Below are 25596 nucleotides of genomic sequence, written 5' to 3' on the forward strand. Positions count from 1 at the left end.
CATAGTCTGGCGTCAGGGCGTCAGGGCGTCAGGGCGTCAGGGCGTCAGGGCATCTGCATGAGCGCCGAGGTGAATCCAGCTCGAAATGTTTGCGCCTTGCCTGAAACCCAGGCGAAATATCCCTCGGCGAATACGACTCATCGAGTCGACGGAATGAACTTCTATACACGCAAGTGGGTTCGCCCGGAGGACTTCAATGCGAACGGCTCGCTCTTCGGAGGGAGCCTGCTGAAGTGGATCGACGAGGAAGCTGCGATCTACGCGATCATTCAGCTCGGCAGCCACAGCGTGGTCACGAAGCTCATCTTCGAGATCGACTTCGTAGCTTCGGCTCGCCAGGGGGATCTCATCGAGATGGGCCTCGTCGCAACTCGTTGCGGCAACACGTCACTGACGATGCGAGCTCAGGTGCGCAATATGATCACGCGCAAGTCCATTCTGAGCATCGATAGAATCGTCTTCGTCAGCGTGGGGGAGACGGGGCAGCCAGACCCTCACGGCTATTCATCGATCACCTACGAGCGGGACCGGATGCCGATCGGCCACCCGTCCGAGCACGAGGCCCGCTGATTCCGCCGGAATAGTTTGACGTGAGTGCATCGATCTGAAGCTGATCGATGGACAGGCTGCGCAGCTTGCGGTAGAGCGTACTTCGACCGATGCCGAGAAGTTCGGCTGCTTGGGCCTTGTTTCCTTGAGCATCGAGGAGTGCCTGCAGCAGCGAATCTCGTTCTGACTGTTCCCATCGAGACAGCACTCTTCGCGGGGCCGAGGCAAGATGCGGGGGAAGGTCCATCACGTCGATCACCCAGGGGTCGACAACAGCGGGTGGCAGCTTCGCCACCAGGTCGGCCAACTCCTTGAGGTCTCCGGGCCAATTCCACGACAGCAGGGCTGACAGCGCATCAGCAGTGAACTGTGGGCCGGTGCCAGGACCCGAATAGACTCTCCGCGCCAGTTCGGCAATGGCTGATCGGCGTTGAAGCAGACTCGGAAAAGCAGGGGCAGATGAGCCGTCAATCACTTCGCGACCTGCATCTGTGTCCTTCGACGGATTCTCACCGGTCGTTCGGGGTTGCATGTCCGTCCTGGCATCTCTGCCGGTCGCCTCGGACCACGTATTCACCCAGTACCCAGCGTCTGAGCCGATTGGAGCCGGAATCACCACCGTCAGTGAAGGATTCTCCTTTGCATATCCACACAGCTCCGTCCACCACGCGATCACAGCATCGTCGGCATTATTCGGAGGGGCGACCGCGCTCGGCCCGGGTTTTCGTGCGTTCGAGGTGCGGTTGACTGTGTTCGTATCCCTGATTTCGGCTGAGTCCTCGGTTGGCAGCATCCGCAGCTCCATCACCGGCTCGGATGCGTGTCCGACGTTGGCGACGATTGCGGAGATCCCAGTCCCGGCCAGTTTGTAGATACCCTCCTCGCCGACACCCAGGCGGGTCGCGATCTGGTCCCAGATCAGCGCTTGAGTTTCGCCATCCAGTTGCGAGAGTGCAGGAAGATCGGTCATGACAGAGTCCCGGTTCATGACGAGGACTCCGCGGTGGCCGGTTCGTGCCCGCTTAAAAGCCCTGGCCAGCGCGATGTCCCGGCTGTCGGCTCCCTCCATCAGTGAGTCGGCGATCTCCTGACTGGCTTGCCGTGCAACCGAGATCATGTAGTTGTTCGCTTCGTCCGAGGCCGCCGTCAGTGATACTGAACCCACGATTCGGCCGGTGAGTGGATGGACGACAGGAGCTGCCGAGCAGGCCACGTCCCTCAGCGTTTCCAAGAAGTGCTGGCTGCCGCGAACCAGAATCGGTTTCCGGGCCTCGATCGAGGTGCCCAGTCCGTTCGTTCCACTCGAGGTCTCGGAAAAGTCGCCTCCCTCGACTGCACCCACGACATCGAGTGTGCGCCTGACTCGAGCATCGTTGGTTCGACGCCAGACAATATGGCCCTGGTCATCTCCGAGCAGCAGAGTTGTCTTGGTGTCGGACAAGGAGGCGAGCCAGCGATCCATCACACGGCTGGCCGCACGAATCAGTTCCTCCTTGGCGCCGATGTCTTCGATTCGTGGCTGGCCTTCCGGATCGACTCGTGACGATATAGAACGCCGCCAGCTGTCTTCGATGTCCTCGGGCACGAGGCTCTTGAGTTCGATGTCCGATGTCAGGCCGCGATCGATCAGACGATGCAGAGCTGCGCGCACTGGGTCATCGGAATTGAACCGCGCGCCTTTCATCCGAATTGCCTTTCGACGATCTGTCCGAGCCTGGGCCGCAACGGTCTCCCCAATGAGCCCGATGTCGGGTGGTGTATCCAGTCTGCACCAAAAAACGCTACAGGAACCATCCCGTCGGGGTGATCGTAGCGAGTGTGCCATTTTGGAACATCGGTCGACGTGAACGACCGCCTAACGTTTTCTATGCAAGTGGTCCACGTCACGCAATCATACCGTGGTCACGATTTCAAAGGAGATTTCGATGAGTAATCAGAGAACAGTCGACGCAGTTGTCATCGGTGCAGGATTCGGCGGCATCTACGCCATGCAGAAGCTGGCGAACGAACAGGGCCTCGACGTCGTCGGCTTCGACCTCGCGGACGGGCCTGGAGGTACGTGGTATTGGAATCGATACCCGGGGGCCCTCTCTGATTCGGAGGGCTATGTGTACCAGTACTTCTTCGACAAGGACCTCTATCAAGACACCACTTGGAAGAATACGTACCTGACTCAGCCCGAGATCCTCTCGTATCTCGAAGGTGTCGTAGACCGTTTCGATCTACGCAAGCACTTTCGGTTCGGTACTGGAATCGTCTCGTCGCACTACATCGATGCCGACAATGAGTGGGAACTGACGACCGACAGCGGGGACACCATTCGCTCCACCTATGTCGTCAATGCGGTGGGACTGCTGGCGGCCGTCAATCTCCCTGATGTTCCAGGACGCGATTCCTTCGAAGGGCGGTTGGTTCATACCGCGCGATGGCCGGAAGATTTGAACCTGGCCGGCAAGCGGGTCGCGGTGATTGGGACCGGCTCGACAGGGCAGCAATTTGCTACTGCGGCCGCGTCGCAGGTTGCCGAATTGGGAGTGCATGTTCGCACGCCCCAGTACTCGGTGCCGGTCGGCCTGCGAGCAATGCGAGACGGCGAGGTCGAGCAGTACCACGCGGATTTCGAGAAGACGAGAGACACGGTCTTCTCATCGGCTCTCGGCTTCGGGATCGACGAGGTGGAGCGCTCACTGTGGGACTTCACCGATGAAGAGCGGCAAGAGATCTTCGCGAAAGCATGGGAGCAGGGCGGAGGCTTCCGGTTCATGTTCTCCACGTTCGGCAATCTGGCGTCCGACGAAGACGCCAACTTGGTAGCCGGCGAATTCATCAAGGACCGAATCAGGGAGATCGTCAAAGACCCCGAAACTGCTCGAAAGATCATGCCAGAAGGACTTCACGCTCGACGGCCGTTGTGCGACAACGGCTTCTATGAAATCTTCAACCTCCCTCATGTCGAAGCCGTGAACATCTCGGAGACTCCCATCGATGAGATCACCCAGAGTGGCATCCGCACCTCTGACGGCAAGCACCGTGAATACGATGTCATCGTCTTTGCAACCGGGTTCGACGCCGTCGACGGAAACTATCGACGGATGGACCTCACCGGTCGAAACGGCGTGCAGATCAACGAGACGTGGGGCACCGATCCGCAGAGCTACCTCGGCGTGACCACCGCGGGCTTTCCTAACTGGTTCATGGTGCTCGGGCCGAAGGGCCCCTTCTGCAATCTGCCGTCGGCGATCGAGACTCAGGTCGAGTTCATTTCCGATCTCATCGCACATGCCAGACAGGCCGATGTCGCCACCATCGAACCTTCAACCGATGCAGAAGAGCGCTGGAGCGAGGTTTGCCGTGACCTGGCCAAGGGCTCTGTCTTCGGAAAGGTGGACTCGTGGGTCTTCGGTGCCAACATCCCTGGAAAGAAGCCCAGCGTGCTGTTCTACCTAGGTGGCCTGTCAGCGATGAAGGAGATCCTGGCAGAAGAGGTCGAGGCTGGTTATCCGAACTTGATTTCACAGGGACCGCGCGAGAGCTCTGACAAGGGTCTGGACAGGGCGCTTGTGAATCAGTGAGATTTGCTGAGCAATCCGAGCGAGCTCAATCACTCTGTCATCGCGAGAGGTGACGAGGACACATGGACGAAAGGTGGCCAAACTATGGCCGAAGATATGCAGGAGCCGAGGAACAAAGTGGCAATGGTCACTGGTGCGGCGCAGGGCCTGGGGCGAGGAATTGCCATCCAACTTGCAGAAGACGGCTTTGATATCGCCATTGGCGATCTGGACTTCCAGCGGGACAAAGCGGACGGGGTCGTCGAAGAGATCCGAGAACTCGGTCGAAATGCGACATTCGTGGAGATCGATGTATCAGACAGCGAGTCCTTCGACCGTGCCGCGGACAGTGCGGCTGATAGTCTCGGAGGATTTGACGTATTGGTCAACAATGCGGGCATCGCCCAGGTCAAACCGATTCTGGAGATTACTCGGGAAGAGCTCGAGAAGATCTTCGCGACGAATGTGTATTCGATCGTCTACGGCGTTCAGAGTGCAGTGCGGAAGTTCGACGAGTTCGGAAACAAAGGCAAGATCATCAATGCCGCGTCGATTGCAGCGGTCAAGGGATTTCCGATCCTCGCGGCGTACTCGGCTTCTAAATTCGCGGTGCGAGGAATCACGCAGACCGCGGCGCAGGAACTTGCTCCGAGCGGTCACACAGTAAACGCGTACGCTCCGGGAATCGCCGGCACAGCCATGTGGGACCTTGTCGATACCGAGTTGCACAAGATCAACGGAAAACCCCTGGGCGAGAACCTCAAGGAGAATGTCGAGACCATCGCCTTGGGCAGAATCGAGACCCCAAAGGACGTTGCTGGGGTCGTCGCATTCTTCGCCAGTGATCGAGCAGACTACGTCACCGGGCAAACGCTTTTGGTCGACGGAGGAATTCTGTACAGCTGATGACGGCGGCTCGCAGTCAGCCATGGATCGGCGCTGACATCTGAACCGGTTGGCTGAGCTTCATCAAGTTGAGAGTAGTGAAGACATTTTGCGAGGCCGAATCGGAGAGCAACATGTTCTTCGTTCGGATGAGTTGGGTAATCGATTTCAAAAGGACTGATGAGAAATGGGCGATACAGCGAACAGGAAAGTCGCATTCGTGACAGGAGCGGCTCAGGGCATCGGCAAGGCGATTGCGCAGAGGCTGCACAAGGACGGTTTCGCGGTTGCAATAGCCGATCTGAATCTGGAATCAGCAGAGAATGCTGCGCAAGAGTTCGGCGGATCTGACGCAGGCGTCATCTCTGTAGCGGTGGACGTCGCCGACCGTGAGAGCGTTTTCAACGCAATCGACCAGACAGTGTCCGAATTGGGAGGGTTGGACGTCGTTGTCAATAACGCAGGAATCGCGGTTCAGAGCCCAATCGAAGATATCGGCCCAGAGGATGTCGATAAGATCTTCAGCATCAATTTCAATGGAGTGCTCTGGGGCATTCAGGCGGCGACCAAAGCATTCAAGGACTTGGGACACGGTGGCAAGATCATCAGTGCGGCTTCGCAGGCGGGCCATGTCGGCAATCCAGGAATCGCCCTTTACTCGGCAACGAAATTCGCGGTACGCGGTCTCAGCCAAACTGCTGCGCGTGATCTGGCCTCAGCGGGCATTACCGTCAACACCTATGCGCCCGGGATTGTGCGCACCCCGCTGATGGAGAAGCTGGCCAAGGAAACTGCCGAGACTGCCGGTCAACCCGAGGAATGGGGCTGGGAGCAATTCACCTCGGGAATCACACTGGATCGGCTGTCTGAGCCCGAGGATGTTGCCAATGTAGTGTCGTTCTTGGCTGGTGCCGATTCGAATTACATCACCGGCCAGTCGATCGTGGTCGACGGGGGAATGGTCTTCAACTGAGAGTGGAATTGCTGTGCGGCGTGGATCGACCTCGATCCGGGACCTGTCGACCTACGAGATGTACGACATCGTCGTTGCCGGCCTGCGCCGAGGTGGGTGGCCCGAAGCATCGACCGTTGCCGTGATGCGCACGGTCGAGGCCCATGTCCTCGGTTCGGCCCTCGATATCGTTGCGCCGAGCGACCTCATCTCCCAAGACTCGGCCGATGAGCGGTTCTCCGAAATCCGTGCGGCACTGGACCCGCAGTTTACTGACTCTTCCTCGGCCGAGGCGGCCTTCGACCTCGGGCTGCGCGCGCTCATCGATGGGCTTGCGCGCCAGTTGGACGGCGGTCGGGCGTGAGCGAACTGAGGCTGAGGAACTTCTGGTCCGAGGCGCGAGCCGCTGTCCCCGCCCTTCCCGAGCAGATACCCGAAGCATGGGCGTTCGGTGCCACACCGAACCATGCGAACGAACTCCTGACCCTGGTGCTCGAGGGAACGAAGACGGCAACCGCCTCGGCGCTGTGGGACATGGAAGCCGAAAGTGAGCCGGTGCCCGAGGTCGGTGAGTTCAGCGTGATCCTCGACGGCCATGGAGAGCCACGGGCCGTCATCATCACCACCGCGGTCGAGATCGTCCCCTTCGCCGAGGTGAGTGCCGAACACGCCCATGCCGAAGGGGAGGGCGATCGCACGCTGAGGAGCTGGCGAGAGACTCACGAGCGCTTCTGGCGTCGATACTCACAGAGCCCGCGGGGCTTCGCGTTCGACATGCCCGTCGTCTGCGAACGATTCCGAGTCGTGTTCCCCTCACCCGTCACCGACCGGTCGGGTCAGTCGGCATCGACCGAATCCACGGCCAGCTCCGAGGGCTGAGTCCGAAAGCCCCTGGTCGTGACAGCGAGGATCACGGCACCGATGACAAGCCAGATCGACCCGATCGTGATGGCGTGGACATCGAGCTGGGAGAGGAGGAAGCCGATGACGAGCACTCCCACGATCGGACAGGCCAGATAGAGCAGAACCCCATGATGGCGCCCGGCGCGACGTTCCTTGACCCAATAGACGATGACCGAGACGTTGACCATGATGAATGCGAGGAAGGCGCCGAAGTTGATGAACGAGGTCGAAGTCGCGACGTTCATGAAGATGGCGATGAGGCCGATGACGGCGATCGCCAGCAGGGAGAGCACAGGAGTGTGGAAGCGCGGACTGAGCTTGCCGAAGAAGCGCCGAGGCAGGACTCCGTCACGGCCCATCGCATAGAGCAGACGGCTGCCCGCCGCCTGAGCTGCGATTCCCGAGGTGAACTGAGCGATCACGAGAGCGGCAAGGAAGATGGCACCGAAGAGGTGACCGCCGATTCTGCGCGCGATCTCGAATGCCGCGGCGTCGGAGTTCTCGAACACTCCACCGGGATGGACCAGCTGCACAGCGTAGGCGACGACGACGAAGATGCCGCCGCCGATGACCGCGATGAGCATGATCGCCTTCGGAACGGTGCGCCGGGGGTCGATCGTCTCCTCGGTGAACGTGGTCACCGCGTCAAAGCCGAGGAACGAATACGCGGCGATCGCTGCACCGCCGCCGATCGCAACGAGGCTCGAATTGACGCCCGTGAACGGGGTGGCACTGAAGAGACCGCTCGCGCCATGAGTGCCGAAGACATCGGCCAGAGACAGGACGACGAAGAAGGCGATGATGAGGATCTGGAAGGACATGAGGATGAGATTGACGCGATCGGCGACCTTGATGCCAACGATGTTGAGCACAGTGGTGAGGATGATGAACCCGATGATCCACACGGCCATCGGCACCCCGGGGAACTGTGCTTGCAGGTATGAACCGCCGATGAGCCAGATGACCATCGGCAGGAACAGGTAGTCGAGCATGGTCGCCCAGCCGACGAGGAACCCGACTCGTCCATCGATGGTCTTCCGAACGTAGGTGTAGGCGGACCCAGCGACCGGAAAGGCAGCAGCCATACGCCCATAGCTGTTGGCAGTGAAGAGCATGGCGATGAGCGCCAGCAGATAGGCGCTGGCACTTGCGCCTCCGGTTTCGGAGGCGATGACGCCGAAGATCCCCAGGACGATCAGCGGCGTGAGATAGGCGAGGCCGAAGATCACGAGTGAGGGCAGCTTGAGCGTCCGTTTGAGCGTGAGCGTGTCTGACATGATTACTCCATTGTTCTCAGTGATGACATTGGGCCGCCGAGGTGGTGCGACGGTGAGTTGGGATCGCTGCGGTCGATGTTCGGCTCAGTCGTGCCCGCGATAGTGGGGTGACCATCGCTTGGGTTCGATGGTTCCGGCATAGAGCGGCAGTGGGATCGGTTCGTCTTCTGGGGTGAACTGCGACCAGATTCGATTGGTCCCAGCAGTGCCCTGAGCTCTCACGCGTTGGATCTGGCCGGAGTCCACCCGAACGACGAGGGTGCCCTCACCGGCCCCCGCCTCGGCGAGGACCTGCCCTTCGGGGCCGACGGCAATGCTGTGGCCACGACCGACTGGTTCGGCGCAGTTGACGCTGAGCATGTAGACCTGATTGACGATCGCATTGGCTCGGGCGAGGACGAGCTCCTGATCGCGGTCCTGGCTGGTCGTCTTGACGATGTTGATGATCGCATCGGCGCCCATCCACGCGAGGTGCCGGGAGTGTTCGGGGAACCAGGCGTCATAGCAGTTCGACAGACCGAGGACGCCGTGGCCCTCGATCGGGGCGACGACGAATTCCGTTCCCGGGAGGTGGGGCTCAAATGGTCTCCATGGGAACATCTTGCGATAGGTGGCAGTCAGAGTCCCATCGGGGGAGAAGAGGAGTTGGGTGTTGTACTGCGCATCCGTGCTGGTCGTCTCGCCGATGCTTCCCGGGCACAGCCAGATGCCGAAGGCTGCGGCCACTTCGCCGATCCTCGCCACAAAGGGGTCATCGAGAGGCATTGCCAGCTGTGCCAGCGCGGCCGGCTGTTCATCGGTCGGCAGGTGATCGACTCCCTGGAGGTGGAGCTCCGGATAGACGAGCATGTCGAGCCCAGGATGCCGTGCAAGCGTGCGTTCGACGTCCGCGTGCAGCTCGGCCAGCACGTTCGGGCCGTGGAGCGGAGCGCGCTGAGCAAGTCCGACGCTCAGTTCTCTCTGTGGCACCGGCAGCTCCTTTGCTCAACATAAGTGTTCATTTTGATCACTATAAACTTGTGAGCCGATAGACTCAACACATGGCGGGAAAAAATTCGCGTGCCTCGAACCGGGAGACCCATGAGGTTGACCAGGCCCTGTTCACGGCTCCGGGATCTGCGGCGGTCACACGGCTCTCAGCCGTCGACACTGTCCGAGCTCGAGTTCTCCTGTCGATCGAGCATGCGCTGTTGGCGCCGGGAAGCAAGCTTCCCCACACTGAGCTCATCGCCGGTGGCCTCGAGGTCAGTCACATCACCGCGCGCCGTGCCCTGGAGAGCCTGGTCGACGATGGAGTCCTGGTGCGCCGTCGAGGGCGCGGGGGCGGAACCTTCGTTGCCGACGATCCACCGGCGCTCAATGACTCATCGGTCACGGCCTATCGGGCCGACGAGCAGTCGATCCTCCGGCTCATCGATCAGCGCAGCCTGATGGAGAGTGCGATCGTCGTTGCAGCCGCACAGCGAGCGACGGCGGCACAGTGCGACGAACTCGACGATCTCATTCGGCAGTCGAAGAACGCCGCCGATTGGCACGAGCACCACATCCCCGACACTCGCTTCCACCGCCTGTGCGCCGAGATCAGCGGCCTTCCGGAAGTGCCGACTTATCTCGCCTGCTATGAGGCGCTGACCAGGTACTTCGTTCCCTATCCGCAGGAACAGCTCGATGAGGGCCGGGACCATCATGCCCGTCTCGTTGCCGCCTTTCGCGCCCACGATCCGATGGCGGCCGTCGATATCGCACGCATTCACGTGGACGCACTGCGTCGAGAGATGTTCGTCGGCCTCGGGCTCGGCGACTGACCTTGAATGTGAGGCACCCGCTGTGAGGGAATCAGACTCTTGGACACTCATCCACGCCGAACGCGCTCGCTTGGTCAAACTGCTGGAGACGCTCGAGTCTGACCAGTGGAGCGCTGACACGCTGTGTTCTGATTGGAGCGTCGACGAGGTCGTTGCCCATCTCAGTGCGGCGGCGAACACGGGCAGGTGGGCGTGGATTCGCAGCATCGCCGCCGCCGGATTCAACGCTGACCGGCACAATGCCCGACTCCTGGCCAGGTTCCGAGGGAGGTCGCCCGAAGAGACTCTGGGGATCTTCCGCAGCTGCATCACGGCCACGATCGTACCGACGAAGGACTATCCTGCGTTCCTCGGCGAGGTCATCGTCCACTCTCAGGACATCGCCCGGCCACTCGGGCTCACTCTGACTCCCGACCCCAGCGCAGTCCTTGAGGTCGCTCGCTTCTACGCCGCGAAGGACTTCGCAGTCAACAGCAGGACCCTCGTCAAAGGGCTGACTCTCGTCGCAGACGATGCTGACTTCAGGGTCGAAAGCGGGCCGGCGGTCAGAGGCAGGCTCCTGGATCTGGTGATGGCGATGGCGGGACGTCCGGACTTCGCTTCGCTGCTCGAGGGCGAAGGCGCCGAAGAACTGCGAACTCGCATGAGTTGAGGTCTGCGCACAGACGCTCGAGAAACTTCGTCCTTATGCTTCCTTCGGCTTCGCGTCGTAGGTGAGCCAGTTCGTCTTCGTCGCTACCTTGTCATAGAGGACCCGAGCTTGAGCATTGTCGTCGGCAGTGATCCAGCGGACGACCGAACGACCCTCGTCTGCGGCGATCTCCTGGAGACGGGCGATGAGTGCACGTCCGGATCCTGTTCCGCGGGCCTGAGGGTCGGTGAAGAGGTCATCGAGCCAGAGACCGACCGTGCCGGTCGACGGACGCGAGAATCTCCGGAAGTCCGCGATTGCGACGATGCGGCCATCCGCCTCGGCGACCAGGCCTTGGCATTCGTGTGCTGTATCCATGAGCCAGCCCCACACCCGGGAGACGATGTCCTCGGATTCCGGCAGGTGATAGAACTCGCGGTAGCCGCGGAAGAGCTCACGCCAGCGAGCCTCGTCTGCCGAGTCAACAGGGCGAACGGAAGTGGTCGACGAATCTGACATGACTGTCCGGGCCTTTCCTTATAGTTCTGCGGGGTGACATGTGAGCGCCGCAAGGCGACATGTACTGCAAGAGTATGTGAAAAAGCCTCTGGCCGGGAGGATATTTCCCGAACCAGAGGCCGTTCTCCGCTCTGTACGCGAGGGGGGACTTGAACCCCCACGTCCGCAGACACTGGAACCTAAATCCAGCGCGTCTACCAATTCCGCCACTCGCGCGCGACGTCCTTAAGATTAGCAGGACGAGGGCGCGATGCTGAAACGATCAGATAACGTAGCCGGTCAGGCGGCGTCGATGCCCAAGGCCTTGCGCACACGAGCCACATGACCGGTGGCCTTGACGTTGTACTGTGCCAGTTCCACGGCGCCCTCAGCATCGATGACGAGCGTCGAGCGGATGACGCCCTGGACGACCTTGCCGTAATTCTTCTTCTCCCCGAAGGCGCCCCACTCTTCCATCATGGACTTGTCGGGGTCGGAGAGAAGGTCGAAGTTCAGCCCCTCCTTCTCCGCGAACTTCTTCAGCTTCTCCGGCTTGTCCGGCGAGATGCCCAGAACAACCAGTCCGGCAGCAGACAGCGCCGAAAGCGAATCACGGAAGTCGCAGGCCTCGGTCGTGCAGCCGGGAGTCATGGCAGCAGGGTAGAAGTAGACGACAACCCGCTGTCCCTTGAATTCGCTGAGGGTCACGGACTTCCCATCCTGATTGGACAGGGTGAAATCCGGTGCGGTGTCGCCGACTGACAGACGTGGCATAGTGTCTCCTCTTCTCGTTCGGAACTTCTCCGAAGTTCTCAGTTCACAGACCACTCTAGTCCGAGACCAGGACACAGGTCAGCCTCACCCGATGCGAGCGATGACCTCACCGACAGCCACCATGTCGCCGACCTTCGCCACCTGCTTCAGGGCACCTGCCGCCGGTGCCTGCACCCGGGTCTCCATCTTCATCGCCGACAGCACAGCGACATCGTCGCCCTCGGCCACCTCAGCACCGTCGGCGACGAGATAGTCGACGAGGTTGCCGGGCACTGGAGCGCTCACGGCCCCATCCGCAGCGCCTCCCTCAGATCCGTCCGAACCGATAGCACTGGCAGAATCGTTGCCAGCGCCGCCGGCGGTGCCCAGTCCAGCCAGCAGCGCAGCCGGCAGTCCCAGCCGGGTAAGTCTGCCGTCGATCTCGATGTCCATGCGCTGCAGCGAGGACTCGGGAATCGGTGCCGGCCGGTCCTGCGTCGTCATGCGGGGGAGGAGCTCGGATTCGATCCACTGGGTGTGAATGCCCAGCTCGGCTCCGGTGAACGCCGGATCCTTAAGAATCTCAAGCGAACAGGGAAGCACCGTGGCAGGCCCTTCCACGTGCAGTTCCGTGGCAGCAGTGACCGTGCGCGCGATCGCAGAATCACGGTCAGGGCCGTGGACGATGAGCTTGGCGAACAGGGAGTCGAAGGCCGGTTGTACGCTGTCACCGGCACGGACACCAGCGTCCCAGCGCACCCCGGGGCCACCCGGCACGGTCAGGGTATCGATGCGGCCCGGAGTGGGCAGGAAGCCGCGTCCCGGGTCTTCGGCGTTGATGCGCAGTTCGATGGCATGCCCGCGGGGCTCGGGAGTCGACGGCAGCGACAGCCCCTGGCCGAAGGCGATCCGGAACTGTTCGGCAACGAGATCAACTCCGGACACCGCCTCGGTCACGGGATGTTCGACCTGCAGCCGGGTGTTGACCTCGAGGAAGGTCATGGTGGAATCGGCGGCGAGCAGGAACTCGACGGTGCCGGCACCCCGGTAGTCCACCTCGGCGCAGATGGCCTCGGCCGAACGATGCAGGCGCTCGCGCTGATCGGCGCTGAGCCCGGGGGCGGGTGCTTCCTCGATGAGCTTCTGATTGCGGCGCTGGGCCGAGCAGTCGCGGTCGCCGACGGCCACGACGCGTCCTTGGCCGTCGCCGACGATCTGGACCTCGACGTGGCGGGGACGCTCTAAGAACTTCTCAACGAAGCACTCGGAGCGTCCGAAGGCCTCCACAGCCTCACGGGTGGCCGATTCGAAGGCGTCGGCGACCTCGGCGAGGTCATGGACGATCTTCATTCCGCGCCCGCCCCCACCATGGGCTGCCTTGATGATGATCGGCAGTCCGTGTTCGGCCGCGAAGGCCTCGACCTCGCCGGCGTCCTTGAGCGGCCGGTCGATGCCCGGGGCCAGCGGGGCGCCGACCTTCTGGGCCAGTTGGCGGGCGGTGACCTTGTCACCGAGCGCCGTGATCGTGTCTGCGGTCGGTCCGATCCAGATGAGGCCCGCGTCCTCGACCGCAGCAGCGAATTCGGCGTTCTCGGACAGGAATCCGTACCCGGGATGAACGGCATCGGCCCCCGACTTCTTGGCCGCGGCGATGATCGCGTCGATGTTGAGGTAGGTCTCGGCCGCACTGGATCCCGGCAGGGAGTAGGCCTCATCGGCCAGCTGGGTGTGCATAGCTTCGAGGTCCTGGTCGGCGTAGACGGCGACCGATGTGTGGCCGTAGTGGGAGCAGGCGCGGATGACGCGGACGGCGATTTCGCCGCGGTTGGCGATGAGGATCTTCGGCATGATTCAGTGTCCGTTCTCCGGTGAGTCGTGTGTGTGGTCGGCGTCGTTCTGTCGAGGGTCGTCGGTGACGAAGCGGATCTTGACCCCGGGTGCCAGCTGTGCTGCCAGGTCCGTGTCATCGACGCTGGCGATGATCGGATAGCCGCCGGTCAGCGGGTGGTCGGGGCCGAAGAGCACAGGCTGTCCGTTCGGCGGGACCTGCAGTGCCCCGGTGACAGCGCCCTCGCTGGGCAGCTCACCGGTACGGGCGCGTTCGAGTGGGACGACGCCGGCGAGCCTGAGCCCGACGCGATCGGATTCGTGGGTGACCGTCCATTCCTGGCCCAGCAGAGTCTCGAATCCTGCCGAGGTGAACCAGTCACCACGCGGTCCCAAGGTCACCGACATCTCGATGGTCTCTCCCGGTGCGGGCAGATGCCGTTCGTGGCCTGAGCCGCGGGCCGGATCGACGAGGTGGGGTGCCGACTCCGGTCGACCGAGGGCAACCGTCGTGTCCGGTTCCAGTGGTGCCGGGCCGAGATGGGCCAGGGTATCGGCCGAGGCGCTGCCCAGTGCGGTCTCCGTCTCGATCCCGCCCCGGAAGGCGATATAGGCTCGGGTCCCGCGCTCGGTCATGCCGAGTTCGAGTTCGTCCCCGTTGTCCAGTGAGAAGGCCTCGCCGAGGTGGTGCCGGAACACGGCACCTTCGGCAGATGTCACGGTGATCGCGGCATAGGCCCCGGTCACAGCGGCCACACCGGCACCGTTGATGGCCAGCTTCGTCCCACCGCCGAAGCTCTCCAGCCCGGCCGTGGTCTCGGCATTGCCGACGAGGCGGTTGGCGGCCTGCAACGCCGAACGGTCGGCGGCTCCGGCGCTTGAGACGCCCATGGCGGCGAAGCCGGGCCGTCCGAGGTCCTGGATGAGCAGCTGAAGTCCGGGGCGAATGACCGTGAAGGCATGCGCCGATGCGACTTCTCCCGGCTGTGACGATGACTCCGGCTGCGCAGGCGCACCCTGCTGCGACGATGAGGATTCTGCGCTCGCCTCGGCGACCGTGAGTGATTCCCGCTTCGCCTCGCGGAAGGTCACGATGGTCCCGGGGACGAACAGGGCCGGCGGTTCGCGTTCGAGGTCCCAGAGTGTGGCGTCGGTGCGCCCGATGAGCTGCCAACCGCCGGGGGAAGCACGAGGGTAGACGCCGGTGAATTCCCCGGCCAGGGCCACAGCTCCGACGGGCACACGGGTGCGTGGTGAGGACCGGCGGGGAACGGTGAAGATCGGATCGTCACCGGCCAGGTAGCCGAATCCGGGGGCGAATCCGGAGAACGCGAACTGCCAGCGTGCGCGCTGATGCCGGGTGATCACCTCGGCGGTCGACAGCGACAGAAGATCAGCCACCTCGGTGAGGTCCTCGCCGTCGTAGTGGACGTCGATCGTGACCTCACGGGGCTCGGTCGAGTCCGTGCCTGTGTGCTCGAGACGGCGGATCCGGTCGGCAAGCACCGGCGCCGAGGTGCGGGCCGGGTTGAAGCGAATGAGCACGGTTCGGGCGGCTGGGACCAGTTCGTCGACGCCGTCGAGCTCGGCTGCCTCCAGCGCTTGGTGCAGGTGCATCGTCGAGGCCAGGTCGGGACATTCAACGAGGAGATGACGGCGAGAGGCGGTGTGGAAGTCGAGGTCGTCGATCATTGGCGGTAGTTGCCTTCCGGCGCATCGGTGATGAACATTCGGCCCGGGGAGTGCGTGATCGCGAACGGTGGGGCCGAGGCCTGGATGGCGAGCTGAGGTGTGACTCCGCACGCCCAGAAGACGGGGATGTCTCCGTCCTCGATTGCCGGGGCATCGCCGAAGTCGGGGGAGTGGAGGTCGGTGATGCCGATCTGTTCGGGTTCACCGATGTGGACGGGGCCACCGTGGACGGCGGGGAAGCGGTCGGTGATGCGCACCGCCTCGGCGACCTGTCGGGCAGGGATGGGGCGCATGGACACGACCATATTGCCGTGGACCCGACCGGCGGGCTGGCAGGCGATCGAGGTGGAGTACATGGGGACGTTGCGGCCGGCATCCTGGTGGCGGATCGGGATGCCCGCGTCCAGCAGCCCGGTCTCGAAGGTGAAGCTGCACCCGATGAGGAAGGACACGAGGTCGGGATGCTGGGACCAGGCAGCACTGGCGTCGTCGACCTCGTCGACGAGCGACCCGTTCTCCCACAGTCTGTAGCCGGGAATGTCGGTGCGCAGGTCACTGCCCGGGGCCAGGGCTGATTCGACCTGCCCAGGCTCGAGGACGTCGATGACCGGGCACGGCTTCGGATTGCGTTGGGCGAAGAGCAGCATGTCGAAGGCCCAATCGGCCGGAACCGCGATGAGGTTGGCCTGAACCAGACCAGGAGCCAGACCCGAGGTCGGTTCCGTGGACCCGGCCCGGATGCGCTCGCGGGCCTGCGTCCCAGCCGAGGTCTTTGCCCCAGCCGATTTCTGTGCCCCAGTGGAAGGTCGTGCGCTGCTCATCGACCTGCACCGGCGAACGCAGCGATCCTCACACCCGAGGATTCGAGGAGCTCACGTGCTGCGCGGGCCATGTCGATCGAACCCTGACTGTCGCCGTGGAAGCAGATCGACTGGGCGTCGACATCGACGAGGCTGCCGTCGATGGCCTCGACCTGCCCGGTCTGGACGAGCCTGAGCACGCGTGCGGCCACGGCTTGCGGGTCATGCAGCACTGCATGGGGTTCTGTGCGAGCGACCAGCGAACCGTCGGGGTTGTAGGAGCGATCGGCGAAGGCCTCGGCCGCAACCTTCAGCCCCGCCTCGGCGGCGACGCGGTTGGCCACGCTGCCGGCCAGACCGAGGAAGACCAGGGAGGAGTCGACGGCCTTGACCGCGTCGACGACGACCTTGGCCTGCGCCTCGTCACGAACAATGGCGTTGTAGAGGCCGCCATGGGGTTTGACGTAGGCGACCGAGCCGCCGACGGCTGCAGTCAGGCCCAGGAGGGCACCGATCTGGTATTCGACCTGTGCCTGCAGGGTCGCTGCCGGAACGTCGAGGGGTCGGCGGCCGAAGCCCTCGTAGTCGTCGTAGCCGGGGTGAGCGCCGATGACGACTCCGCCCTGCGTTGCCGCTGCCAGAGTCGTCCGGATGCCCTCAGGGCTGCCGGCGTGGAATCCGCAGGAGACGTTGGCGCTGGAGACCAGGCCCAACATGGCCGAATCGTCGCTGACGACGCGGTCGGGAACGTTCTCCCCGAGGTCCGAGTTGAGGTCGATGCTCACCGTGCTGGTGGCGTTCGTATCTGTGGCGGTCATTGTCACCCTCCGATTCCGATCATTGCGAAGATGGGGCCGACCGATCCGACGGCCGTGTACCACATCACCAGTGTTGCCGCGGTGCCGATGATCAGCAACCACTTGGGGTACTTGTCGACTCGCAGCAGTCGTGGCCTGAACCAGCCGATGTACATGAAGATCGTCAGGCCGATCGGCAGGATGAGTCCGTTGAATCCGCCGACGAAGACGAGCAGGGTCGCCGGAGCTGTTCCGACGATGAGGTAGACGATGAGGGAGACGGTGATGAACGCGACCGTGGCCAGCTGCAGCGGCCATCCCTTGCCGAGGCGTTTGGAGAACGCGGACAGGAAGGTCGCCGAGGTGTAGGCCGCCCCGATCACAGAGCTCAGTGACGCGGCCCAGAAGATGGCACCGAAGATGCGCATTCCGGCATCGCCGAGGACGGCTGCGAACGCCTGACCGGCAGGGTTGGCGGCCTGACCGCTGAGGTCGAGGGCGACTCCTGAGGCGACGACGCCGAGGATGGCCAGGAACAGGATGTAGCGCATGACGCCGGTGACGAGGATGCCTGTGAGCGCCGAGCGCATCACTGAGGGAGCATGTTCCGGTCCGGTCTTGCCCGAGTCGAGGTAGCGGTGGGCTCCCGAGTAGGTGATGTAGCCGCCGACGCTGCCGCCGACGATGGTCGTGATGGTGGCGAAGTTGATGGTGTCGGGCAGGAAGCTCTGCTTGATCGCCTCACCGACCGGTGGGTCGGAGGCGATCGCGACGATGACGGTGAGGACGATCATTCCGACGCCGAGGACCATGACGACGGTGTCGACGACCTTGCCTGCGCGTTTGAACAGGAAGATGCCGATGGCCAGCACACCGGTGAGCAGACCACCGAGCTTCGGGTCGATGCCGAGGAGGGCGTTGAGTCCCAGCCCGCCGCCGGCGATGTTGCCGATGTTGAAGGCCAGACCGCCGATGACGATGAGGATCGACAGGAGGATGCCCGTGCCCGGGATGGCGCTCGAGGCGAGTTGAGCCGCACGTTTGCCCGAGGACGTGATCATGCGCCACACATTGAGCTGGATGGCGATGTCGATGAGGATCGAGATGAAGATGGCGAAGGCGAAGGCTGCGCCCATCTGGGCGGTGAAGGTCGCCGTCTGTGTGATGAATCCCGGGCCGATCGCCGAGGTGGCCATGAGGAAGATCGCGCCGAGGATCGCGCTGCGGCTGACCTTGACCGAAGACTTCGCTGTCTGGTCATCGGGCACCTGGTCGTGCGGCGTCTGCTCTTGTGGCTGTGACATGGGGTCTCCAAGTTGCCTGAAATGTGGTCTGCATCCCGATGCGATAGGGGGCCAGCCGCGGTGGTGGTCCGCATCACTATCGGAGAAGCGTTAGACAATCTAGCATGGATTGTTCAACAAGAATAGATCTGAGTCACAATGCAGTTCTGGAATTGTCCTCACGATTCTGGGCCATTTGTTACCCGATCACTAGGATGGAACCGTGAATCACGAATCGTCCCTGGTCAATCAGCTCACCGACCGACTCATCGCCGGCGAGCTTCGCCCCGGTGCCCGTTTGTCCGAAGCTGCCTTGGCGAAGGAATTCGATGTCTCCCGGAACACGCTGCGCGAAGCCTTCCGTGTGTTGGGGGAGCAGGGGCTGGTCAATCACATCCCCCATCGGGGGGTCTCGGTGGCCTCGCCGAACACTTCGGACGTCATCGATATCTACCGGGTGCGGCGGCACATCGAATGCTCTGTGCTCGAGAACGCTCCGAAGAACCACCCGGGCGCCGAGGAGATGCGCCGGGCCGTCGAGGGTGCGCACGCGGCCGCGGCCGCCGATGATTGGCTGCGGGTGGGGACACTGAACATGTCCTTCCACAATGCCGTGGTCTCACTGTCGGACAGCTCGCGTCTGATGCGCTCATTCGGGAACGTGCTGGCCGAGCTGCGCCTGGCCTTCCTCAAGGTCGAGGTCCTCGACTTCCTCCATGCGCCGTTCGTCGAACGCAACCAAGAGGTCCTCGACGCCTACCTCAATGAGAGCCCGAGGGGAGCGGCCGCGAAACTCGGAGCCTACCTCGGTGACTCCGAACGTCAGGTCCTCGGCGCATATGCGCGGGCTGGCCAGGCCTGAGCGCACTGATCTCAGCACAGGGCCCGCCCGGGCCCGACTGCTAGACTGAGTACGACGTGTTTGTGCAAATTGCATACGCCCATGTCGGCCCAGAGCCTGCATGTCTAACGGCAGATCAGACAGTGGTCGATCTGCAAGGAGTGCGCAATGAAGTATGCACCATATCTCTGTCCCGACTGCTACGGCCGTCTCATTGACACCGCCGCTGCTGCGGATCCCGGTGAGGGAATCAACCTGAACCCCATGCTTGAGTGCGCAGACGGCTGCGGCGTTTCGGAGAACGCTCTCAAGCCGTATAGAACCCGAATGAATGGCAGGGCCCGACCAGCAGGCAGGGCACCGGCCCGATCTGCGGCTAAGGTGCCGGCTCGACGCCAGCGCTAGCCGACTGGCGCCTACCCTGGTATCTGCCATGAAAGATAGACAAGAAACCGCCGTCCGGATCATCCGAACGGCGGTTTCTTCTCTGTGGTGCACCCCCCGGGACTTGAACCCGGAACCCACTGATTAAGAGTCAGTTGCTCTACCAATTGAGCTAGAGGTGCGAGCTGCGCTTGCCGCGCAACGAGAATTAATATTACTCAGGTTGCCAGGGTTCTTGCAAACTGAGAACCGCTCATTTGAGGTTTTGTGAGGTAGCTCGCATCCCTGCAGGTCAGAGGTACATCCCGGATCTCGATTGTTCCGCCGGTTCTGAGATCGCGTGGACGTCGCGCTCACGCAGGAGCACATACGCGCTCCCCTCGAGCTCCACCTCGGCGAGTTCCTCAGGGTCGTAGAGGACTGTGTCGCCGAGGTTGGCCTGCCTTACGTGTGGGCCGGCCGCGACGACCTTGCCCCACACGAGACGTTTCCCCATGCTTGCGGTTGCCGGGATCACGATCCCGGCCGAGGATTTGCGCTCCCCGGCCTCCTCACCCGGATCCAGAAGGATCCGGTCATGCAGCATGCGGATCGGCAGAGAAGCGTCAGCCACGTTTGCTGCGACCGGAGAGACCCACGATGAGTGCGGCCACGCCGAGGACGGCGCCGACGCCGAGTGCGACCACTTCGGGCTTGACCGAGCCGCTCTCTTCATCGACGACGCCGGACTTCGCCTTGTTGGCGGCGCGAGTCGCAAGGACCTTCGGGTGGACACGGCCCACAAGTTCATCGATGTTGTCTGCGATGCGCTCTTCGCGCAGGCGAATCGATTCCGCCAGCTGGCTGGGTGACGCTGAGTCGACGGTCACATCTGAGGTGTAGACATTGTCAGTCATCGGGGCAGGTCCTCCGGGTCGAGAATACATTCATGCACGTGACGGGGTGTCAGCGTGCCTCGTGTCAAGCTTAACCGCTTGATTCTCCCAGTGTCAGATATTGACCGCGGAGAGCCGAAAAGTCAGGACCTCGACGACGGCGTCTTCGGGCATGGTCGGATAGTGATCGCGCAGATTGGTCACATATCCCTCGATGCTCGACCCAGTCTGCAACTGCAGAATCCGCGGTGTCAGCTCGCTGAGGCGATGGGTGTTCACCGAGGTGATGTCAACAGGCAACGGCCCGTGCTCGGTGTGTTCGAAGTAGGCCAAGGCAGGGCCTGGCGAGTGGGATTCCTGCCACCGCACGGTCAGGCTCTTCCTCCCCGATGTGGTCGCCTCGTAATAGCGAGGGTGGAACCTCAGGAGGCGTTGGGGCACCGAATCGGGCTGACGGTAGTAGTGGGGGAGGAGTGCAGAGATCGGAGTGATCATGGACCTGGCAGAGCTGGGGGACCCGGCAGAGCCCGATCTGGGGACTGCGACGAGTGCGTCGGGGTGCAGGTCGAGGATGACCTGACGGCAGCGTCCGCAGGGGGATAGGAGACCCCGGCCGCCATCTCCGGCGGCTGCGATCGTGACCAGCGGACCTGCTCCGGAGGCTGCCGCATTGCCGATGGCGACGAGCTCAGCGCAGGGCCCACCGGTGAAGTGGTGGACATTGACGCCGGTGTGGATGCGGCCATAAGTGTCCATGACGGCGGCTGCCACGGTGTGATTCTCATCGGCTCCGAGTGCGGCTGCCAGAGATTCGGCGACGTCGATCACCTGGAGTTCTGAGTCGTAGAGGTCCATGCTGTGATTTTAGAGCAGCATGGATCTGTGAGGTGGGCTCAGTTCTGAGGCGGGTCAGTTCTGCTTATTGCGTCGGCTGACGATCCAGATGATGAAGCCGACGGCGGCCATACCTGAGGCTGCGAGGATGAAGATCGGCCACGAACTCGCAATTGTTGACACAATCGACTCACCGAACGAGGTCGATGGTGGTTTGTCGCTGCGAGGCTTGGGAGTTTCGCCTCCTGTGATGAGGTCCTTGTCATCATCCGGCACTGGAGTGTCAGGGTTCTGTGGGACGGGATCCGAGTAGTCCGGAGGTGGGGAGTCGCCGTTTCCGGGCAGCCAATCTTCGCCGACATCTCCAGGAATCTCATCGCGTGTGTCCGAGGAACCGTTGCCGGTCGCAGGGTCTGGGGTGGAGTCATCGCCGACTGGCCCGCCATCGCTATCGCTGGAGGTTGTTCCGGAGCCGTCTTTGTCTGCGGAGCCTTTGTCATCGGAGCTGCCGTCTTTGTCCGAGTTGCCTTTGTCATCGGAGCTGCCGGAATCGGAGCCGTCGGATGCTGATGAGGAGTCCGAATCAGAATTCTGCTTGGTCGAATCGGCGTCTGACGATGACGAGGTGTCGGACTCTTTCGAATCAGCTTTCGCAGAGTCTGCGGATATGGAGTCGGACGATGACTCGCTCTCCGAATCTGATGAGGTGTTGGAGTCTGACGTAGAGTTGGACTCCGAATTGTCGCCAGCAGAATTGGAGCCGGAGTCTGTGCCGTCGGCTTCAGTATCGGAGCTGGCTGTGTCGGTTTCGTTTCCATTCGCTTCGACATTGTCACCAGCCATGTCGCCACCGTCGCTGTTAGCGTCCTGTTCCGTGTTGGCACTGTCCGAGGCCCCGTCGTCGCCGTTGCCACTGCTCGTGTATTCGTCACCCTTGACAGTGATGGTTCCTTCTTCGGAATCGAACGTCCACTCAGGGTCCTCGGTAAAGTACTCGAAGACCATCTTTGTGTCGGGATGGTCGGCATCGACGACGTATCCGTCCTTGTCGAGCTGGAACTCGGTGGGCACGTCCTTCTCGGCGGTAGGCGGAAGCCGGTTTCCGCTGTCGTCGGTGTCGCCATTGGATTCGGCACTATTGGCCGTGGAGGCAGGTTCCTCGGCGGAGTCCGACGACTTTTGGACCGGCCAGCGCTTGTTGCCTTCCTGGGACGGCCCTTGGAAGGTCGTTTCCTTCCAACTTTCAGGCAATTCCTCCGAGGGCGATATTCTGATGGTCTTACGAGGTTTGTTCCATGTCGTGTTGAGCGGCTCTTTCACATCGCACGGATCTCCCTCGGGAGCCTTATTTTTGGGGTCGCACGCGAGATCATCTTCCCCACCGTCGGTGCCCGCATCGGTCTCGGATCCTGCCTCTTCGTCTCCAGCGGCGGCGTCTGCCTCGGCGCTCTCAGAATCGGAATCAGCCGTGACGGATTCGGTCATATCGCCGGGATCCAGAACGCCCGTACTTTCGGGAGATCCGTCAGGATCGGAAGTGGTGGTCCCCGAGCTTGATGAGTTGGTCTGGCCGGAGTCCGTGACGCTCGCATTCGCAGGAGCGATCGTGCCTGTGATCGGGAGGAGTACCAGGGCAAGAGCAGTGCCGAGGGCGGCCGCCGTGCGGCTGAGCTCGTGTGTAACTGGCACTGTGTTCCTTCGCAGTGGGGGCTCCGGCATCAAACATACAAGGGGACATGACAGACAGGCACGTCGGTGTCCATCCTAATGGCTACGCCCAGGGTGAGAAAGTCAGAGTCTATTTCTCGCTCGTTTCGGACGTCTTATCGTAAGCGCGAATCGTCGAATCGGCGCCGTCGACGATGGCAGTTGCGCCGTCGTTGGTCAGTGCCAGCAGGTTGGTGTCTGTGCGGTAGGCGTGCTTGCCCGCCAGCAGGCAGGAGTCGTCGTTGTCGACGGTGCAGGGGACGATCGTGCCCCGCGGTTCAGACAGGTGGATGTCCTTGCTGGAGGTGTCCATGAGCAGCAGCCCGGATTCCAGATTGAAGAGGTACGGGCCGATGTACGCCCGCTTTCCGCCCTGCCCGCGTACCCATGACATCTCGCCGACGATGTCGGTTGTGGTGGTCACAGTCGACAGGATGGACCCGTCTTCCAAGGAGTGGACGACGAGTTGGATGCGGTGGCCGGAGTTCGTCGAAGCACCCTGCTCACCCCACAGGGTGATCGCTTTGCCGTGGCCTGCAGAGACCCATTTGATGATCTGGAGCTCATCGGCGGGTGCCTCGAGCTTGATGGAACGTTCGTCACCGGACTTGATGTCCTTCGCCTTGACGGGACCGTTCCAGTCGGAGCTGAAGAGCTCGTCGTTCTCGATCGCCATGGGCGTCGACCCTGATTCGGGAGTCGGGACGTTCTCGAGTCCATCTGCGCCGAACGTCGACAGTCGGTTGCCCGACTTGATGAGGATGCTTTTGCCGGCCGATGTGATGCGAGCATTCTCCGGCAGCTGGTAGGACTTGGGCTTGTCCGCACCGTCGATGAGCGCCTCAGCAGTATTGCCGGCCTGCCACAGCAGGGCGGGCTTGCCGTCGATCATCGTGTCGACGGCGAACGTCGGGGCTTCGCTGGTCTTTCCCGAGTAGCGGGTCTTTCCTGTGCTGGAGTCGAGCACCTTGAGCTTGCCCTCGTCGACGACGAGCACACCACGGTCCGAGGCTGTCACCGAGGCGTCCTTAGGGATCTTCGTCTCCCACTTCGGCGAGTTGTCGAAGCCGGGGACGACGTCTTCGGTCTTGTTGACCGAGAGTTCGGAAGCCGGATTGATCTGCTTTTCGGATTCGATCGTCTGCGGCGAGTCCTGGGAACCGGCCGGGACGATGTTCGGAATGACGAAAGCGCCGATCATCAGGATCACGATGCCGATGAGCACGAGGCCGGGCACGGTGATCTTCTTCAGGCGTTGGGGTCGGCTCTGCGGTGAGTTCCTGTGCTGTGGTGCATGCTTGCGCACCCGAGTGCGCTTGACCGTCGGAGCGCTGGGGGCAGCCGGTCCTGAGAAAGGGGTACCCAGGGGGTAGTCGTCCCCGCTGCCCGCCTCGGCGTCGGCCTTCGGCTGCTGCTGATGTGCTGTCTGCTCCTCAGCAGAGGTGGTGTCCATCGCCGAGGTGGTCGCGGCCTCATCTGCCGATGTGTCCCCGTTCGACGCCGCAGGTGCCGCCGAGGAAGAAGAATCCTGAGGGGGCGCGGGAGGAGGTGCCGGGGATGCTGAAGCGGCGGGGGCGATCTTGCCGGTCTCGTCGAGGAGGACGTCGACTTCCTGCTTGCCATCGTCGATGGTCACAGGCACTTGGGTCGCTGTCTCCCTGGCATAGTCGCCAAGGTAGGTCATGGCCTGTCCGGTGTCGGAGTAGCGACTCGTCGCCCCGTTGAGGGTGAGATAGGTGAACCCGTCCTGAGAGACGGAGATCAGCGCACGAGCCATGTACAGGGTTCCTTGGATAAAATTGAGGGTGGGACCGTGACAATACTATTGAATACGATCGGGTGCTCCTACCGTTTTTCCGAAACCGTTATACATCGCTACTGAATCGTTGCACGTCAGGAGATCTGTGTCTCATTGTGCACCATATTGGCTGTGAGTTTGCCCGGGTGCCGGAGTGAGGTTAGGATATATCTTGCTGTCTGCGCCAAGGTGCAGCACATGTGGTGGGTATAGCTCAGCTGGTAGAGCGCCGCGTTGTGGTCGCGGATGTCGCGGGTTCAAGTCCCGTTACTCACCCCGAGCAGACAAGCCCCGGAGTCCGAGAGAAATCAAGGATTCCGGGGCTTTTCTCATCCCTGTTCCTCTTTCAGCTGATCGCAGGGCCACCCTCTGGACTTCCATCGGTGAAGTGACAATACTCGGTCTCAGGTGCCTTCTTCGTGAGGGACCCGATCTGTGAATCATGATTCGACGAACAGGAGACGGTTGATGAATACCCCAGAGAGCATTGCCTACACCGCAAAGGCCGAGATCACCGGAGGCCGCGACGGTCACGGCGCCACCGATGACAAGGCAGTCGACGTCGACCTGCGCACCCCCAAGGAGATGGGCGGACCCGGCGGAGGAGCGAATCCGGAACAGCTCTTCGCTGTCGGATACGGAGCCTGCTTCCAGGGCGCGATGGGCCTGGCCGGCAAGGAGCTCGGGGTTGACACCTCGAAGTCCGTCGTCAACTCCGAAGTCGGAATCGGCAAGGAGGGGGAGAGCTTCGGCATCAGCGTCAAGCTCACCGTGACCATCCCCGGCGTCGACCAGGACACCGCTCAGAAGGTCGTCGATCGTACCCACGAGCTGTGCCCCTACTCGAAGGCCACTCGCGGCAACATTCCGGTCGAGCTCGTCGTCAACGGCTCCTGACCATCAGTTTCTGACCATGTCGGCACCCGAGGAAGGTTTCTCGGGTGCCGACATGGG

General features: G+C 62.3%; 25 protein-coding genes and 3 tRNA genes. 11 read left to right on the forward strand and 17 right to left on the reverse strand.

Annotated elements, in window-relative coordinates; all coding sequences use genetic code 11:
• Positions 1–153: 153 nt before the first annotated feature.
• Positions 154–570 carry an acyl-CoA thioesterase gene (locus JFC13_RS10080; RefSeq protein WP_198396952.1) on the forward strand — a complete coding sequence of 139 codons (417 nt, stop codon included), beginning with the start codon at positions 154–156 and terminating at the stop codon, positions 568–570.
• Here the strand turns inward: JFC13_RS10080 and JFC13_RS19880 are convergent.
• Positions 512–2200 carry a helix-turn-helix domain-containing protein gene (locus JFC13_RS19880; RefSeq protein WP_198396953.1) on the reverse strand — a complete coding sequence of 563 codons (1689 nt, stop codon included), beginning with the start codon at positions 2198–2200 and terminating at the stop codon, positions 512–514. The genes JFC13_RS10080 and JFC13_RS19880 overlap by 59 nt on opposite strands.
• Positions 2201–2474: 274 nt before the next feature.
• Between JFC13_RS19880 and JFC13_RS10090 the strand changes: the two genes are divergently transcribed.
• The 5 genes from JFC13_RS10090 to JFC13_RS10110 all read left to right on the forward strand — a co-directional run bounded on the left by JFC13_RS10090 (position 2475) and on the right by JFC13_RS10110 (position 6816).
• Positions 2475–4121 carry a flavin-containing monooxygenase gene (locus JFC13_RS10090; RefSeq protein WP_198396954.1) on the forward strand — a complete coding sequence of 549 codons (1647 nt, stop codon included), beginning with the start codon at positions 2475–2477 and terminating at the stop codon, positions 4119–4121.
• A gap of 84 nt (positions 4122–4205) precedes the next feature.
• Entirely contained in the window at positions 4206–5006 is an 801-nt protein-coding gene (locus tag JFC13_RS10095; RefSeq protein ID WP_198396955.1) for an acetoin reductase, read from the forward strand.
• Positions 5007–5172: 166 nt separating this feature from the next.
• Positions 5173–5958 (forward strand): (S)-acetoin forming diacetyl reductase, encoded by a 786-nt coding sequence (locus tag JFC13_RS10100; RefSeq protein WP_198396956.1) that lies wholly within the window; start codon positions 5173–5175, stop codon positions 5956–5958.
• Positions 5959–5971: 13 nt separating this feature from the next.
• Entirely contained in the window at positions 5972–6301 is a 330-nt protein-coding gene (locus JFC13_RS10105; protein ID WP_332839380.1) for a TetR/AcrR family transcriptional regulator C-terminal domain-containing protein, read from the forward strand.
• A gap of 5 nt (positions 6302–6306) precedes the next feature.
• Entirely contained in the window at positions 6307–6816 is a 510-nt protein-coding gene (locus JFC13_RS10110; RefSeq protein WP_198397108.1) for an ASCH domain-containing protein, read from the forward strand.
• Here the strand turns inward: JFC13_RS10110 and JFC13_RS10115 are convergent.
• Both JFC13_RS10115 and JFC13_RS10120 read right to left on the reverse strand, forming a co-directional pair.
• Positions 6774–8117 (reverse strand): APC family permease, encoded by a 1344-nt coding sequence (locus tag JFC13_RS10115; RefSeq protein ID WP_198396957.1) that lies wholly within the window; start codon positions 8115–8117, stop codon positions 6774–6776. The two genes, JFC13_RS10110 and JFC13_RS10115, sit on opposite strands and share 43 nt — an antisense overlap.
• Positions 8118–8201: 84 nt before the next feature.
• Entirely contained in the window at positions 8202–9086 is an 885-nt protein-coding gene (locus JFC13_RS10120; RefSeq protein WP_198396958.1) for a carbon-nitrogen hydrolase family protein, read from the reverse strand.
• Between the two features lie 71 nt (positions 9087–9157).
• Here JFC13_RS10120 and JFC13_RS10125 point away from each other — a divergent pair, with 71 nt between their 5' ends.
• Together JFC13_RS10125 and JFC13_RS10130 are read left to right on the forward strand one after the other, a co-directional pair.
• A complete protein-coding gene (locus JFC13_RS10125; protein WP_198396959.1) occupies positions 9158–9922 on the forward strand; it encodes a FadR/GntR family transcriptional regulator in 765 nt (254 codons plus the stop codon).
• 22 nt (positions 9923–9944) lie between these two features.
• Positions 9945–10574, forward strand: a complete 630-nt coding sequence (locus JFC13_RS10130) for a maleylpyruvate isomerase family mycothiol-dependent enzyme (protein WP_198396960.1) — start codon at positions 9945–9947, stop codon at positions 10572–10574.
• Positions 10575–10607: 33 nt separating this feature from the next.
• On the opposite strand, the gene JFC13_RS10135 is transcribed toward JFC13_RS10130, so the two are convergent.
• From JFC13_RS10135 to JFC13_RS10170, 8 genes are all read right to left on the reverse strand, one after another.
• A complete protein-coding gene (locus JFC13_RS10135; RefSeq protein ID WP_198396961.1) occupies positions 10608–11072 on the reverse strand; it encodes a GNAT family N-acetyltransferase in 465 nt (154 codons plus the stop codon).
• Positions 11073–11206: 134 nt separating this feature from the next.
• Positions 11207–11288 (reverse strand) — tRNA-Leu (locus JFC13_RS10140).
• Positions 11289–11351: 63 nt separating this feature from the next.
• Positions 11352–11825 carry a thioredoxin-dependent thiol peroxidase gene (gene bcp, locus JFC13_RS10145; protein ID WP_096157327.1) on the reverse strand — a complete coding sequence of 158 codons (474 nt, stop codon included), beginning with the start codon at positions 11823–11825 and terminating at the stop codon, positions 11352–11354.
• Between the two features lie 84 nt (positions 11826–11909).
• Positions 11910–13652 (reverse strand): acetyl/propionyl/methylcrotonyl-CoA carboxylase subunit alpha, encoded by a 1743-nt coding sequence (locus JFC13_RS10150; protein WP_198396962.1) that lies wholly within the window; start codon positions 13650–13652, stop codon positions 11910–11912.
• A 3-nt stretch (positions 13653–13655) separates the two neighbouring features.
• Positions 13656–15323 carry a 5-oxoprolinase subunit B/C family protein gene (locus JFC13_RS10155; protein ID WP_198396963.1) on the reverse strand — a complete coding sequence of 556 codons (1668 nt, stop codon included), beginning with the start codon at positions 15321–15323 and terminating at the stop codon, positions 13656–13658.
• Entirely contained in the window at positions 15320–16144 is an 825-nt protein-coding gene (locus JFC13_RS10160) for a putative hydro-lyase (RefSeq protein WP_198396964.1), read from the reverse strand. Before JFC13_RS10160 ends, JFC13_RS10155 begins: the two co-directional genes overlap by 4 nt.
• Complete coding sequence (locus tag JFC13_RS10165; RefSeq protein WP_198396965.1) at positions 16141–16941, reverse strand: LamB/YcsF family protein; 801 nt, start codon at positions 16939–16941, stop codon at positions 16141–16143. The genes JFC13_RS10160 and JFC13_RS10165 overlap by 4 nt, the downstream gene beginning before the upstream one ends.
• 2 nt (positions 16942–16943) lie before the next feature.
• Complete coding sequence (locus tag JFC13_RS10170) at positions 16944–18224, reverse strand: NRAMP family divalent metal transporter (protein ID WP_232488454.1); 1281 nt, start codon at positions 18222–18224, stop codon at positions 16944–16946.
• A gap of 202 nt (positions 18225–18426) precedes the next feature.
• On the opposite strand from JFC13_RS10170, the gene JFC13_RS10175 reads away from it, so the two are divergent.
• Positions 18427–19065: a GntR family transcriptional regulator gene (locus tag JFC13_RS10175; RefSeq protein WP_198396966.1), complete on the forward strand. Its 639-nt coding sequence runs from the start codon at positions 18427–18429 to the stop codon at positions 19063–19065.
• Between the two features lie 469 nt (positions 19066–19534).
• Here JFC13_RS10175 and JFC13_RS10180 read toward each other — a convergent pair.
• The 6 genes from JFC13_RS10180 to JFC13_RS10205 all read right to left on the reverse strand — a co-directional run bounded on the left by JFC13_RS10180 (position 19535) and on the right by JFC13_RS10205 (position 24621).
• A tRNA-Lys gene (locus JFC13_RS10180) sits at positions 19535–19610 on the reverse strand.
• Between the two features lie 110 nt (positions 19611–19720).
• Positions 19721–20041, reverse strand: a complete 321-nt coding sequence (locus JFC13_RS10185) for a GroES family chaperonin (RefSeq protein WP_198396967.1) — start codon at positions 20039–20041, stop codon at positions 19721–19723.
• The gene (locus JFC13_RS10190; protein ID WP_198396968.1) at positions 20034–20324 is read right to left on the reverse strand and encodes a DUF3618 domain-containing protein; all 291 of its coding nucleotides are present in this window, start codon (positions 20322–20324) and stop codon (positions 20034–20036) included. Before JFC13_RS10190 ends, JFC13_RS10185 begins: the two co-directional genes overlap by 8 nt.
• A gap of 93 nt (positions 20325–20417) precedes the next feature.
• Positions 20418–21158, reverse strand: a complete 741-nt coding sequence (locus tag JFC13_RS10195; RefSeq protein ID WP_198396969.1) for an ASCH domain-containing protein — start codon at positions 21156–21158, stop codon at positions 20418–20420.
• 54 nt (positions 21159–21212) lie between these two features.
• Positions 21213–22826 (reverse strand): hypothetical protein, encoded by a 1614-nt coding sequence (locus tag JFC13_RS10200; RefSeq protein WP_198396970.1) that lies wholly within the window; start codon positions 22824–22826, stop codon positions 21213–21215.
• A 109-nt stretch (positions 22827–22935) separates the two neighbouring features.
• Positions 22936–24621 carry a hypothetical protein gene (locus JFC13_RS10205; RefSeq protein WP_198396971.1) on the reverse strand — a complete coding sequence of 562 codons (1686 nt, stop codon included), beginning with the start codon at positions 24619–24621 and terminating at the stop codon, positions 22936–22938.
• Between the two features lie 224 nt (positions 24622–24845).
• Between JFC13_RS10205 and JFC13_RS10210 the strand changes: the two genes are divergently transcribed.
• Positions 24846–24918 (forward strand) — tRNA-His (locus JFC13_RS10210).
• 192 nt (positions 24919–25110) lie between these two features.
• Positions 25111–25539 carry an organic hydroperoxide resistance protein gene (locus JFC13_RS10215; protein WP_092107016.1) on the forward strand — a complete coding sequence of 143 codons (429 nt, stop codon included), beginning with the start codon at positions 25111–25113 and terminating at the stop codon, positions 25537–25539.
• Positions 25540–25596 lie beyond the last annotated feature (57 nt).

This window comes from Brevibacterium antiquum, assembly GCF_016107655.1.
Taxonomy (GTDB): domain Bacteria; phylum Actinomycetota; class Actinomycetes; order Actinomycetales; family Brevibacteriaceae; genus Brevibacterium; species Brevibacterium antiquum.